The 14,273-nt window shown below is 37.1% G+C and carries 9 protein-coding genes; 5 read left to right on the forward strand and 4 right to left on the reverse strand.

Going from position 1 to position 14,273, the window contains the following annotated elements; translation table 11 throughout:
* Positions 1-59: 59 nt before the first annotated feature.
* Positions 60-716: a GNAT family N-acetyltransferase gene (locus K4L44_13655; GenBank protein ID QZE13608.1), complete on the reverse strand. Its 657-nt coding sequence runs from the start codon at positions 714-716 to the stop codon at positions 60-62.
* Between the two features lie 49 nt (positions 717-765).
* Positions 766-1,275 carry an ArgR family transcriptional regulator gene (locus K4L44_13660; GenBank protein ID QZE13609.1) on the reverse strand — a complete coding sequence of 170 codons (510 nt, stop codon included), beginning with the start codon at positions 1,273-1,275 and terminating at the stop codon, positions 766-768.
* A 332-nt stretch (positions 1,276-1,607) separates the two neighbouring features.
* On the opposite strand from K4L44_13660, the gene carA reads away from it, so the two are divergent.
* Positions 1,608-2,693: a glutamine-hydrolyzing carbamoyl-phosphate synthase small subunit gene (gene carA, locus K4L44_13665; GenBank protein ID QZE13610.1), complete on the forward strand. Its 1,086-nt coding sequence runs from the start codon at positions 1,608-1,610 to the stop codon at positions 2,691-2,693.
* A gap of 42 nt (positions 2,694-2,735) precedes the next feature.
* The gene (gene carB, locus K4L44_13670) at positions 2,736-5,960 is read left to right on the forward strand and encodes a carbamoyl-phosphate synthase (glutamine-hydrolyzing) large subunit (GenBank protein ID QZE16009.1); all 3,225 of its coding nucleotides are present in this window, start codon (positions 2,736-2,738) and stop codon (positions 5,958-5,960) included.
* A gap of 121 nt (positions 5,961-6,081) precedes the next feature.
* On the opposite strand, the gene K4L44_13675 is transcribed toward carB, so the two are convergent.
* The gene (locus tag K4L44_13675; protein ID QZE13611.1) at positions 6,082-8,535 is read right to left on the reverse strand and encodes a TonB-dependent receptor; all 2,454 of its coding nucleotides are present in this window, start codon (positions 8,533-8,535) and stop codon (positions 6,082-6,084) included.
* A 275-nt stretch (positions 8,536-8,810) separates the two neighbouring features.
* On the reverse strand, positions 8,811-10,445 hold the full coding sequence (locus tag K4L44_13680; GenBank protein QZE13612.1) for a peptide MFS transporter: 1,635 nt from the start codon (positions 10,443-10,445) through the stop codon (positions 8,811-8,813).
* Positions 10,446-10,717: 272 nt separating this feature from the next.
* Here K4L44_13680 and K4L44_13685 point away from each other — a divergent pair, with 272 nt between their 5' ends.
* From K4L44_13685 to K4L44_13695, 3 genes are all read left to right on the forward strand, one after another.
* Positions 10,718-12,244 (forward strand): NAD(P)H-hydrate dehydratase, encoded by a 1,527-nt coding sequence (locus K4L44_13685; GenBank protein ID QZE13613.1) that lies wholly within the window; start codon positions 10,718-10,720, stop codon positions 12,242-12,244.
* 72 nt (positions 12,245-12,316) lie between these two features.
* On the forward strand, positions 12,317-13,435 hold the full coding sequence (locus K4L44_13690) for a DUF4831 family protein (protein QZE13614.1): 1,119 nt from the start codon (positions 12,317-12,319) through the stop codon (positions 13,433-13,435).
* 86 nt (positions 13,436-13,521) lie between these two features.
* Positions 13,522-14,271 carry a hypothetical protein gene (locus tag K4L44_13695; GenBank protein QZE13615.1) on the forward strand — a complete coding sequence of 250 codons (750 nt, stop codon included), beginning with the start codon at positions 13,522-13,524 and terminating at the stop codon, positions 14,269-14,271.
* The last annotated feature ends 2 nt before the right edge of the window (positions 14,272-14,273 follow it).

Raw genomic sequence — 14,273 nt, forward strand, 5'->3', positions numbered from 1 at the left:
CAAATAGACGTTAACCTATCCTATCAGGATAACATACCGGTCTGCATTAGATTATGTTTTTATTTTTTGAATGCTTTGATGCTAAAAAAAGAGAGTGTTGAATTTTTATCCGATCTATTCTTTAACCACTCTTTCCATCGTTGCCACCTAGTGGTGCTTTTTTGAGGCTGTTCGTCCCATATTGGGTCGTAGAGCATTCCAGTACATAAGCATTTACTTTTGGATGTTCGTTCTAAGATGTCGTAGTTGACACAACTTTTACAACCATTCCAAAAGGCTTCATCGTCGGTTAACTCTGAAAAAGTGACTGGACGATATCCTAGTTCTGAATTAATCTTCATTACAGGAAGTCCTGTGGTTAATCCAAATATTTTAGCATCAGGGAATTTGGTGCGTGATAGGTCAAAAGCACATTTTTTTATGCGTTTAGCCAGGCCACAACCCCTAAATTCAGGGTCGACAATAAGACCTGAGTTGGCAACAAACTTATTGTGTCCCCAAGACTCTATATAGCAAAAACCTGCAAATGTGTCTCCATGAAGTGCAATAACTGCTTTCCCCTCTTGAATCTTATTTGCTACATAACCATAAGTTCGCTTAGCAATACCAGTACCGCGCTCTTTCGATGCTCTTTCAATGGTATTGTTAATGATATCTACATATTTTATATGTGTCTCGTTGGCTACTACTACGTCAATGTTGATTCCCGATTTCATCCTTTGTTTACGTCAATAATTATTGGTTATATCCCCATCTTAATCAAGATTAATAGTCTGTGATATCAATCGTATTAATTAATCGAGGGAATAGTTCAATTAATTTGCTCGCAACAGCTCTTCTAGTGATGCCTTCTCTTACTACTAAAAGGATGGTATCATCCCCAGCAATGGTTCCAAGAATCTCAAAAATGTCTTGACCATCGATGATTGCTGCAATACTGCTCGCGTATCCAGGAATGGTTTTTATTACTCCCATATTGCCTGAAAATACCAAACTCCTAAACCCATCTGCTAAGAAGTTAACATGCGTTGTGTTTGACTCATTACCGGTGGGATCCTCATCATTATCCTGTGAAGGTGGAAGGTGATAGTAGAATCCTCCATTGTTATCTCGCATTTTAACTACTCTAAGACTATTTAGGTCTCTTGATAGTGTTGCCTGTGCAACGTCGTACCCTGCTTCATCCAACAGTTTAAGCAAATGCTCATGATTTTCGATGTGGTGCTTCTTGATTAGTTCCACAATTTTTATCAATCGCTCTTTTTTAGTTTTCATTTGATGAATATTTATTCATGAATACCCTGCAAATATATGACTTTTATTCATATTACATACAAGTTTATTCATAAAAGATGAATATTTTCTTTTGTTAATTCAATGTTAATGAAAAAATATTCATTTTTATAATATTTTATTTGGAGGTTTAGCCTATTTTGCCATACATTTGCACCGTGTTCAGAATGAGACTCAAAATACCGGTCATATCGATCGCATTATTGGAAGGAATGCGTTCTCGCTACTTAATTTTTTAAGTAGTGGGGGCGCATTTTTTTTATGTTTTTTTAAATGAAATATTAGATATATACTATATACTTAAAATCGCTGAGATGCATAAATTTCGTAATGTTAAGTTAGTTTTAGAAGATGGTACGATCTTCGAAGGAAAGTCGTTTGGAAAGGAAAAGTCGATTGCAGGGGAGGTTGTCTTCTACACTGCAATGGTAGGTTATACAGAGAGCCTTTCAGATCCTTCTTATAAAGGACAAATCTTGGTCCCAACCTATCCTATGGTTGGAAATTATGGAATTCCTTCTGCAGATCAAACAGAGGGGGTAGAGGACTTTTATGAATCAGATCGTATTCATGCTTCAGGGTTAGTTGTTGCTGATTATACGGACGATTTTAGCCACTGGAATGCAGAGAAAAGTTTAAGCGATTGGCTTATCGAAAATGATGTGCCAGGTATTACAGGAATTGATACGCGTGCTTTAACAAAGATTCTTCGTGAGAAGGGATCGATGAAAGGTAAGATTGAATTTGATGATCAACCTATCGATTTTGTAGATCCAAACCAAGATAATTTGGCAGCATTGGTTAGTACTGATGATGTTGTTACTTATGGTTCTGGAAAACATAAAGTTGTTTTGGTCGATTGTGGTGTAAAGTATAATATTATTCGTTGCCTCTTAAAAAGAGATACTACAGTGATTCGTGTGCCTTGGAACTATAATTTTAATGAAATCGATTGTGATGGTATTTTCCTTTCGAATGGACCAGGTGATCCTGTTCAATGCGAAGAGACCGTAAACCACATCAAAGAGGCATTAAAAGGAGCTAAACCAATTATGGGGATCTGTTTGGGTAATCAACTTCTTGGACGTGCTGCTGGTGCAGATACGTACAAATTGAAGTATGGTCATCGTAGTCACAATCAGCCTGTACTACTAAAAGGAACACAACGTTGTTTTATTACTAGTCAGAACCATGGTTATGCTATTAATCAAGAGACTTTGCCAAGCGAATGGGAAGAGCTTTTTGTAAATGTGAATGATGGTACAAACGAAGGGGTTCGTCATAAAACTAAACCATTCTTTTCAACTCAGTTCCACCCTGAAGCTTCTTCAGGACCAGTAGATACGGAGTATCTATTCGATGAGTTTATTGAGAATATTGAGAAAAGCAAAGCACAGTAATCACAAGAAAGACATTATCTTAAAATCATGATTAATACAGATATCAAAGATAGAGTAAATAAAGTCATTGTACTAGGATCTGGAGCCCTTAAGATTGGGGAAGCAGGGGAGTTTGACTATTCTGGATCACAAGCCCTTAAGGCCTTGAAAGAGGAGGGGATTGAGACCGTATTGATTAATCCAAACATTGCAACGATACAGACATCAGAAGAGATTGCAGATAAGGTTTATTTCTTGCCTGTTACTCCTGAGTTTGTTGAAAAAGTAATTATTAAAGAAAAACCTCAAGGAATCTTGTTGGCTTTTGGTGGACAAACTGCACTTAATTGTGGGGTTGCACTTTATGAGCAAGGAATACTTGAAAAATATAATGTGGAAGTTGTAGGTACTCCAGTACAGGCAATTATCGACACAGAGGACCGCGAAATCTTTGCAGGAATCCTTGGTGAGATCCATGTAGATACACCAAAGAGTATTGCTTGTGAAAACATGGAAAATGCAAAAATTGCTGCCACGAAGATTGGTTTCCCTCTAATTATTCGTGCTGCATATACGCTTGGAGGTATGGGTTCTGGGTTCTGTAATAATATGGATGAACTAGAAACACTTGCCAACAATGCTTTCTCTTACTCTCCTCAGATTCTTGTAGAAGAGTCTTTGAAGGGATGGAAAGAGGTCGAGTATGAGGTGGTACGTGACCGTTACAATAACTGTATTACAGTTTGTAACATGGAGAATTTCGATCCTCTAGGTATTCATACAGGAGAGTCTATAGTTGTTGCTCCATCTCAAACTCTTACGAATGCGGAGTATCATAAGCTTCGTGAGGTGAGTATTCGAATTATCCGTCGTGTAGGTATTGTAGGGGAGTGTAACGTACAATTTGCTTTGGATCCAAATTCAGAGGAGTATCGTGTGATCGAGGTGAATGCTCGCCTTTCTCGTTCTTCTGCGCTTGCATCAAAAGCTACAGGTTACCCTCTTGCTTTTGTGGCTGCCAAACTAGGATTAGGTTATGGTGTTCATGAGTTGAAAAATTCCGTTACAAAAGAGACTACTGCATGTTTCGAGCCTGCTCTTGACTATTGTGTGTGTAAGATTCCTCGTTGGGATTTGACTAAATTCTCAGGGGTTGCACAGCAGCTAGGTTCAAGTATGAAGTCTGTTGGAGAAATTATGTCTATTGGACGTACTTTTGAGGAGGCTATGCAGAAAGGGCTTCGTATGGTGGGTCTTGGAATGCACGGTTTCGTAGGAAACAGAGGAGAGATGGAGATCGATAATATCGATGAGGAACTTCAACGTCCTACAGATCGTCGTGTGTTTGCTATTGCTGAGGCATTCCATAAAGGGTACTCAGTGGATAAAGTGTGGGAAATGACTCGTATTGATAAGTTTTTCCTAAGCAAACTATACCGTATCTACCAGATGCGTTGTGACCTAATGGAACACAACGATCTAGAATCTCTTGGTAAGGAGATGCTTCTTGAATCGAAGAAGTTAGGATTCTCTGATTTCCAGATTGCTAGAATGGTATTGAAAGGAGAGACCTCTTCGATGCAAGCGGATACACTACAAGTACGTGAATATCGTAAGTCTTTAAATGTGACTCCTTTTGTGAAGCAAATTGATACGCTTGCAGGAGAGTATCCAGCTCAGACAAATTATCTATATATGACATATCATGGTCAAGAGCATGATGTGGAGTTTACTGATGACTTTAAATCAGTTCTTGTATTAGGTTCTGGTGCTTATCGTATCGGTTCTTCTGTAGAGTTTGATTGGTGTGGTGTGAATGCCGTAAATACAATCAAAGATCATGGATATCGTTCGATTATGTTGAACTATAATCCTGAAACGGTTTCTACCGACTATGACAACTGCGATCGTCTCTATTTTGATGAACTTTCGTTGGAACGCGTCTTAGATGTCAACGACTTTGAATCATTGAAAGGGGTTGTAGTCTCTACAGGTGGTCAGATACCAAATAACCTAGCAATGAAACTTCATGGTCAGAATGTTCCTATTCTTGGTACCTCTCCATTGAAGATTGACAATGCGGAAGATCGTCAGAAATTCTCTGCTATGTTAGATGTGTTGGGTATTGATCAGCCTCGTTGGAAAGAGCTCTCTTCTATGAATGAGATCTTTGATTTTGTTGGAGAGGTTGGGTTCCCTGTTTTGGTTCGTCCTTCTTATGTGCTTTCTGGTGCTGCGATGAATGTAGTAACAGATAAGGATCAACTAGAGGGATTCTTGAGAATGGCTGCCCATGTATCTAAAGAGCATCCAGTGGTTGTTTCTGAATTCATCGAACAGGCAAAAGAGATTGAAGTGGATGCGGTAGCAAAAGATGGTGAGATTGTTGCTTATGCAATATCAGAGCATGTGGAGTTTGCTGGAGTTCACTCGGGAGATGCTACCATTGTGTTCCCTCCTCAGAAATTGTATGTGGAGACAATACGTCGTGTAAAACGTATCGCTCGCCAAATTGCAGAAGCACTAGAGATTACTGGTCCTTTCAATATGCAGTTGCTTGCAAAAGATAACGATATTAAGGTGATTGAGTGTAATCTAAGAGCTTCTCGTTCTTTCCCATTTGTTTCTAAAGTACTTAAAACAAACTTGATTGAGATCGCAACGAAGGCAATGTTGGATGTCCCATTTGAAAAGCCAGATAAATCGCTATTTGAATTGGATTATGTGGGGGTTAAAGCTCCTCAATTCTCATTCCACCGTCTGTTGAATGCCGATCCTGTATTGGGTGTTGATATGTCTTCAACAGGGGAGGTTGCTTGTTTGGGAGAGAACTTCTACGAAGCGATGTATAAAGCGATGTTGTCTGTAGGATATCGTACTCCTGAAAAGAATATTTTGATCTCATCAGGGCCGTTAAGAGGAAAAGTAGAGCTTCTAAATAGTGCCAAGATGTTGAAGGAGAGAGGTTACAATCTATTCGCTACAGCAGGAACACAGAAATTCTTTGCAGAGAATGGGGTTGAGTCAGAATTGGTTTACTGGCCAGATGAAGCGCAACATCCTAATGCAATTGATTTGATTAAGGATAAGAAGATTGATTTGGTGATCAATATTCCTAAAGATCACACAAAACGTGAGTTATCTAATGGATACAATGTACGTCGTAATGCGATCGACTTCAATGTTCCATTGATTACTAATGCTCGTGTTGCTAGTGCATTTATCTACTCTTTCTGTAAGCAAGATATTGATAATGATCTATTGATTAAATCATGGGGTGAGTATTAATCTCTGATTTATAACAAATAAAAAAGGTCGGGACTCATATTTAAGAGTTCCGACCTTTTTGTTTATAGTTAAAACGATCATCATAATCAATAGATCGTTTTTGAACTAGATTAAGTATTATTTAGAACTTAAACTTAACTCCTAACATAATGGTTTGGGTTTCAAGATAGTCTTTTTGTGTCATCGTAAAGCCCTGCCCATAAGTAGTGGTTTCAATCTTGTCTGTGTTGAATAAGTCATTTGCATTTACGAATACCTCACCTTGTCCTTTCATAATGGCTTTTGAAATTCCAAAGTTAAACCTTTGGTGTGATGAGATCTCGCTTTGAGGTCTAATATCTGGTGCATAGTATATATAGCTCATCTGCATTTGAACTCCATGTTTTAAGTCAAAATTACCATTGATCTTAAAATTATAGGTGTTGTTTGTCTGTTTGTCAATATGATAATCTATCCCATTAGGATCTGGATAATAGATGGTACCATCTGTTGCGCCTATGGTGTTTACATACCAGTTCAAGTTGGCATCAAGGGTGAAAAATGATGTTATCTTCTGATTGAATACCCACTCAATTCCTTGATTCGTCCCATCTCCAAAGTTGTCTGGAACATAGTTTATCACATTGGTTCGGTTTGGATCCTGTATGGCAACTCTTCCAATGATATCCTCAATCTTCTTATGATATGCGGATACTGTCATGGCTCCTCCCTTCCAATCATATTTGTATGCCAATTCAAAATTGGTAGTATATTGAGGTTGTAATGCAGGGTTTCCTGTTCTTAGAATTTCGGGATCATCATACTTAGGGAATGGACGCAACTGAAATTCATCTGGCCTATCAATTCGCTTATTGGCAAAGAATGATACTTTGTGATTCTCTAGTATGTGATAGGTTAAACGTAGGTTTGGATAGAAGTTAAAGTAGTTGGTTGGATAGTTGTCGTTGTAGTATATATTGTCGTCACTTAATTGGTAATCTACCCAAGACTGTTCAAATCTCCCACCAACTTCTAAATCTAACTTTTTGTGGATATATACATAGTTAATGTATGCCGCTAAGACGTTCTCTGTGTAATCAGACCAATCTCCTAGATTTGGGTCCATATATCCTGTGGACGGGTCTCCTGAATAAATGTCATAAGTAATTGGTATATTTCTTAAGTTAAGAAACACACCTGTTTCGAATCGTCCTGAAGAGGTTGGTTTTACATAATCTAATGTGATGTTGTGGATATATTCACTGACGATAAGGTGGGTAGAATCATTCTTCGTAGCTCCTTGTTGAATGCCATCTGCATTATAGAAGCTGTCCGAAAATGGAAACAATTCATCTTCTCGTCCTCCTGTTCCATGGTATGCAATGTCAAGAGTATGTCCTTTTTGTTCAAAATCGTGGTGATATAGTGCTGCGATATTAAGGAATTTGGTGTCTTCGTTCTCTGTCCACTCCCACAGTCTGTTGTCTTTGCCTGCAGAGTTATATATATATGGAACATCCCCATGGTCCACGTGGTATTCGTCTTCCCATAAACCATAGACTGTGATTTTATTCTGTTGATCGATAAACCAATCTACCCCAAACTTTACATTATAAAAGAGTTGTTCTCGCATCTCCGAGAATTGTTGGTCTGTTATGTCCCCGTTATCGTATATTCTTTGAGAAAATATATTGCTATTAATTTTCTTCCTAGCTGTAGCATCTGCTTGGATAAAATAGTTAATCTTTTCAGACCTATAGTTTAATAGAATACTCGGAGTAACCTTCGGAGTAAATCGATATTTGTCTTGGATAGATATACCTGCTATATTCTGTGGAGAGTTTGTGAGTTCTCCAACCCCTGTAGAGAGTGAAACTTCTCCATTGAATCCCTTTTTGATCTCTTTCTTATAGACAATGTTGATGATTCCTGCATTTCCTTTGCTATCATATTTAGAAGATGGATTATTTATAATCTCAATCTTTTCAATATTTGATGAAGAAATTGCATCTAGGTTCGTTGCAGTCCCAAAGCCTGTTAAGCTAGATTGATGTCCATCAACTAAAACTAATACATTCTTGCTCCCTCTCAACGATACCGTTCCATCCCCATCAATGGAAACTCCTGGGAGGTTTTGCATTGCCTTTAGTACTGATCCTCCTGACTGAGAGATATTCTGATCTAATTTATAACTTTTTTTCTGTAGCCCGTTAGATTGCCCATCTTTACTTGCAACCACACTTACAGCATCTAGTTGTTGAATATCCTGTTCTAAATATATCTTTCCAATGTAATAATTGGGATTTTTTTTACTAACAAATAAGGATTGGGTGTTTTTTTTGTATCCAAGAGTGTTGATAGTGATGGAGATATCTCCCTCTTTCTTAATGGATATAGAAAATTGTCCATTCTCGTTTGTAATTCCTCCAGAGAGAAAGTTGGCGTTTTTGTCCATTACTCTTACGGTGGAAAATGGAATGGTGGTTTGATTTTTTTTATCTAATACGATACCACTTATTTTTATTTGTGCTAATAGTGGAAAGTGAAGAATAAATACAAAAAGAAGTAGTATAAACCTTCTATTTTGATGTCTCATACTATGGATAGTTTTTATTGATAATAAAATTATTTGTAATTATAATCAATTGTAGTTTTGTGTTATACCATAGTATTCTAGTTCTAACTATATTTAATATAATAAATGTGAAATCATTAAATTCAGGTATTTTGTACTAGTTTTCAGTAGGCTATTTTGACATACTTTATAAGAAGAGACTTCTCTTCTCGATTTCTATCCATTTAGTAAACAAAAAAAGGAGCAGTACTTTGTCTGTACTACTCCTTTGGTATAATAATAAGATATTATCGTTTCTATTCAAATCTTTCGATCTTTTTCATGATAGAGAAGATAAACGAAGCTGCAATTAAACAAAGAACGATAAATACAGCCCATACTTGCCATATTTCGAATTTATCATACATGTAACTACCAACACCTAGAAGTAGGTTTCCAACCGCAGTGGCACCCAACCAAGCACCTTGCATGATACCTTGATATTTAGGAGGAGATACTTTTGAAACAAATGATAGTCCCATTGGGCTTAAGAATAGTTCGGCAATCGTTAAAGTAAAATAAGTTCCGATCAACCATCCTGTTCCTACACGTGCATGTTCGGTGTTTGCTTGTGCATCAGCCAAAGTACCCAAATGAAGTGATCCGATAAGTAGAATAGCAAATCCAATTGCAGTAATCAACATACCATAACCAATCTTACGTGGTGCTGAAGGCTCTTTTCCTCTTTTATTCAACCATGCAAAGTATCCCACAATAATAGGTGTTAAGAACACAATCATTGTTGGGTTAAAGTGCTGGAATAACTCTGGAGAGAATGCATTTACAAGATCATTGTTGATGTAAAAAAGATAGATTCCAATACATGATGCAATCAATACAGCAATAGATACCAATTGATTTTTAAGGTCATTTCTATTTATAATAATACTACGCAACGATAGGATACCAGCAACAATAGTAAGTAGAGACCAAATATTGAACACAAGGTATGTTCCAGGTCCTACCTCTTGCACTGTAAAGTCTTTTGCAAACATTGTCATAGTAAGTCCATTCTGGTGGAATGCCATCCAGAAGAAGATTACTGTAGCAAACACTAGGAATAGAGCGATAAGACGTTGTTTCGTCTCTTCTTTAGACATCTCTGCAACTTCTCCATTTTCAGTTGTTTTCACTTGAACATCAGGAAGTTTGTGCTTAAACACCATATAGATAATAAATGAGAATATCATCATTCCACCTGCAACTCCAAATGCCCAGTTAAATGCTGAACTATATGCAGTTAGATAATCGTTGCAGAATTGAGTTAGATCAACATGTGATCCCATCATATTATCTGCAATAGATTGTAATTGAGAAGTGCTCTCTAATGTTTTATCTTGGAATTGATGTATTAATGAAGGAAGTTCGTCATTACGAATAAATCCCTCTTTTTTAATAAACCAATTGATTGTTGAAGAAGCAACAGTTGGTGCAAATAAGGCTCCAATATTGATTCCCATATAGAAGATAGAAAATGCTGAATCTCGAAGGTGTGAATATTTAGGATCGTCATATAACTGTCCAACAACTGCTTGTAAGTTTCCTTTAAAAAGACCATTACCTAATGCAATGACAGCCAATGCTCCAATAGTAAACGTTAAATTCAATCCAGGAACAGCCATGAATATATAACCTGCGAGCATGGTAATCAAACCAACACCAATGACGCCTTTGAAATTTTTTGTTCTGTCGGCAATGATTCCACCAACTAACGCAAGTCCATATATAGCTCCATAAAAACCACTATAAATTTTACCGGCTTCAGTACCTGACATTCCATATTTTGCCATAAGATAATACACCAAGATACCCATCATGGTATAGAATCCAAATCGCTCACCCATGTTTGCAAAGAAGGCAATCAAGAGTCCCTTCGGATGTTTTTTTAGCATAGCTATTCGTTTAATTAATTTGTTCTAAATAAATTCCTATTATCGCAAATATAGTTCTTTTTTTATTTTAGATTAGTGCATTCTTATGCTAATTTTATGTTGTATGATAGTGTAAACATATGATTTTTATTAGTTTGTAATCTTCTGCTCTTGATCTCTAATGAATTACAATTTGTTTGTCAAAACGTTTTATTGTAACTTAGAACAAACTAGTATTTTTTCTTTTTTAACTTTTACCATTTCTTACCCAGTTATTTATTATATAATATTCTATGAAGTTATGGAGTCCAACACAGATCCTAGAATGGGATCTAATAACATGTAGAACTGAGGGTATTACCTCTATTGAGTTGATGTACCGCGCTGCATCAAAATGGGTTCAGTCATTTACAAAGTATTATCCCAAAAGATTCTCGGTGTTAGTGGTCGTTGGTCCTGGTAATAACGGAGGAGATGGTCTTGTCATTGCTTCTTTACTCTATGAACTTGGCTACACCGTGAAGATATATGCTGTACACCCTTCTGTGACTAAAAGTGATGATGCATTGTTTTATTATCATGAACTTGTTGAAAAAAGTAAGATTGAAATATGCTATTTTCCACAGTCTCCTCAAGATGTTTTTATGACGTTGTCTTCTCCTTCAGTGGTTGTTGATGCGCTCTTTGGTATAGGTCTTTCACGAAATATAAGAGGAGCTTATCAAGAAGTGGTGGAATGGATGAATCGTATTGTAGAACCTATTGTATCAGTGGATGTGCCTTCAGGATTATCTTTAAGAAACTTTAAAAAACAGTCCGGTAGTATTGTGCAAGCAACACATACTTTTACTTTTGAAGTGCCCAAAGTAGACTTTTTCTTCCCAGAGAATGCTCCTCTTATTGGAGAATTGTGTACTATTCCTATTGGGTTGACAGAAAATGGGTTGGATGGAGAGACTCCAATTTGTGAGTATATCACTATTTCATGGATTACATCTCATTTAATTGCTCCGAAACGATACTCTCATAAGGGGACTTATGGTCATGCAATGATTATTGCAGGATCAGAAGGAATGATGGGAGCATCTATCTTAGCTTGTAAAGGTGCATTGTCTGGAGGATGTGGGCTTATTACGACCCATATTCCCAATTCATATGAGACTCTAATACATCAATCTGTTCCCGAACTGTTAGTCTCTTCAGATGAAAGTAATCAGTGCTTCTCTTCCCTACCAAAAATGGATGGTATCAAGGCTATTGGTATTGGCCCAGGATTAGGCCAAAGTGCTATTACACAAGAGGCCCTCTATTTGCTTATGAGAAAATATCATTATCCCATGGTGTTAGATGCAGATGCTTTAAATATCTTATCCGACAATCCAGATTGGCTAATAGAGATTCCTGGGAACTCTATTTTAACCCCTCATCTTAAGGAATTTGATCGTCTATTTGGGACCTCTTTTGATACATGGGAGCGTATTGAAAAAGCAAAACGTATAGCTATATTTTATCGAATTAATATACTTATTAAGGGGAAGAACAGTATTATTGTGGATCGTTACGGTAGCTGGAGTATCAATAGTAGTGGAAATTCGGTATTATCTAAGGGGGGAAGTGGAGATGTATTAACGGGGTTGATTACATCCCTTATTGCGCGTGGTTACAGAGCTGAAGTTGCCTTGCGTCTAGGAGTTTGGATTCATGGAAAAGCAGGAGATGTCTTTGCAGCACAAGGGGATAATGTGAGTTTGAATATTTCTACATTGCCAACTTATATTGGAAGAGTTTGGGAGTTGTTACAAAATTCCTCTTCCAAATAATTGGTAGGAAAAGAAAATAATATGAAATTTACGTCCAAGTATTAATCTATATTGTAAACTATTTCTTTTATTATGAAGACTTTTAAGATATTGGCTCTTTTGATGTTCTGCAACCTATTGGTTATGGCTGCACCAGATCGTAAAAAAGGGGAGGAAGTGAAGGTCCCTTATCAAAATGGACCTGTATATGCACTTCCTGCTACAGGGATACGTGTTTATGTTGATGCTGTTTATGAGGAATTTATCCCTGGTCCGTATCAAAAGTATGCTGAAGAGTTGTTGCAAATTACCAATACCAAGAAAAAGTCTTTCGCTTCATGGAAGATTAAGACGATTAGATTCGGGTCGTTTGTTACTGCTGATGCTGCGGAGTATCACCAAGTGAAGAGTGAGAACATGACACATTTATCAGTTAATAGTTACGGGATAATAAAAGGGATTAATGGTGAGTTTGAAGACCAAATTACTCCAATACCTTGTTCTCAAAATGACTTTATGACAATAGAGCCTTCTTCTTTTTCATGGAATGATCTCTCTATTCAAGAGTTCGTTCAAGTGAATGATTCTCTTCCTGAACAGTGGGTGAAGCTTTCAGAGAAGCAAAAGGCATATGATGCAGCACATACCATCACCAAGTTAAGAAAACGTAGATTTCATATGTTGTCTTCAGAGTATGAGACTGTTCCACCAGATGGTGATGCTTATAAGGTTGTTGTTGATCAATTGAAAAAGATCGAAAATAGATATACTGAGTTGTTTACAGGTAAGCATATCAAACGCACCCGTTCATTTGTTTTCGATGTGGTTCCTGGCAATAGTGCGATTGTGGCTTTCCGATTCGATTCACAAAAAGGAGTAGTTCCTACTTCGGATCTTTCAGGTAAGCCAATGATGTTAAGTGTTACTGCTAATGCACAAATGAAATCATCTCTTAAAAAGCAATCTGGTGCTAGTTCAGTATCTCCTGAAGGATTGTACTACAGAATGCCATGTCTGTCAGAGATCGTTTTAATGGATGGTACAAAAGTGATTGCAACATCAAAGATGATGATTGCTCAACAAGGGGTGAGATTCCCTTTATCCCCAAATTTCTGTGTCAAAGAGAATAAATACGAAATTACCTATAACCAGAATACAGGGGCATTGAATAGCGTAAAGCAGTTGGTTCCTTTAAAAGTGGAAGAGGATTAATTTTAATAAGATAAATAATAAAGAGGTTTGTACATATATATAGGTTTGATGTACAAACCTTTTTTTTATAATATAGTAAATCACAGATGAGCAATAAAAAGCAACTAGAGTGTATTATAGTAGATAAATGTAATACATCATTAGATGGGAAATATCTTCCATTGGCAACCCAAATGGCTGACACTCTTCAGATTCGAGAAGACGAAATTTTGTCAGATAAAGATTTTGAGATGATCGCTTCAGGAGTTGTATATGCTGCTTCGATACATCTCTCTTTAACAGAGGGTTTGATGATTGATGACGAAGAGATAGCGATGGCTTTTGGTATCTCTATTCCACAAATGGAGGAGATGGCAAACCATCTTTTTCAACTAGAGTCGTTATTAGGTGCTAGCGATGCTGAAATGGATCGTATGGAAACAGAGGTCGATTTGCCCAAAGAGACAAAAGTTGAAGATCCTGAAATCTTGTCAAGTGGTCCACTTACAATCAATCGTTTTGCAGTGACTCTTACTCCCAAACAACTGTTCGTAGACTTCTTAAACAGAATGGAAGTAAGTGAAACTCCTTTACATATGGAACATTTTAGAAATCAGAGTTCTGTATACCTAATTGATGATAAAGAGGATGTTCATCTTGGAGCCCCTGAACTGTTCTTAGCACCTCATGCTGAGAATATGGTGCAAATGGAGTTAACCAAAGAGTTTGTGGATTCTAAATATTGGCCTACTGGTATCGATATGGATCACCTATTAAGTTGGTTTGACTATAGCATCTCTATTATGGTGACAGATTTACATGCACCCAATGCTTTGATTCACGATATTGAGGAATAATA

The organism is Prolixibacteraceae bacterium (assembly GCA_019720755.1).
Taxonomy (GTDB): Bacteria; Bacteroidota; Bacteroidia; order Bacteroidales; family Prolixibacteraceae; genus Halosquirtibacter; species Halosquirtibacter laminarini.

Excerpts from the sequence above, each read along its gene's own strand:
- K4L44_13655 (QZE13608.1), bottom strand. The coding sequence starts at position 716 with ATGAAATCGGGAATCAACATTGACGTAGTAGTAGCCAACGAGACACAT.
- K4L44_13680 (QZE13612.1), bottom strand. The coding sequence starts at position 10,445 with ATGCTAAAAAAACATCCGAAGGGACTCTTGATTGCCTTCTTTGCAAAC.
- K4L44_13660 (QZE13609.1), bottom strand. The coding sequence starts at position 1,275 with ATGAAAACTAAAAAAGAGCGATTGATAAAAATTGTGGAACTAATCAAG.
- K4L44_13695 (QZE13615.1), top strand. The coding sequence starts at position 13,522 with ATGAGCAATAAAAAGCAACTAGAGTGTATTATAGTAGATAAATGTAAT.
- K4L44_13675 (QZE13611.1), bottom strand. The coding sequence starts at position 8,535 with ATGAGACATCAAAATAGAAGGTTTATACTACTTCTTTTTGTATTTATT.
- K4L44_13690 (QZE13614.1), top strand. The coding sequence starts at position 12,317 with ATGAAGACTTTTAAGATATTGGCTCTTTTGATGTTCTGCAACCTATTG.
- carA (QZE13610.1), top strand. The coding sequence starts at position 1,608 with ATGCATAAATTTCGTAATGTTAAGTTAGTTTTAGAAGATGGTACGATC.
- K4L44_13685 (QZE13613.1), top strand. The coding sequence starts at position 10,718 with ATGAAGTTATGGAGTCCAACACAGATCCTAGAATGGGATCTAATAACA.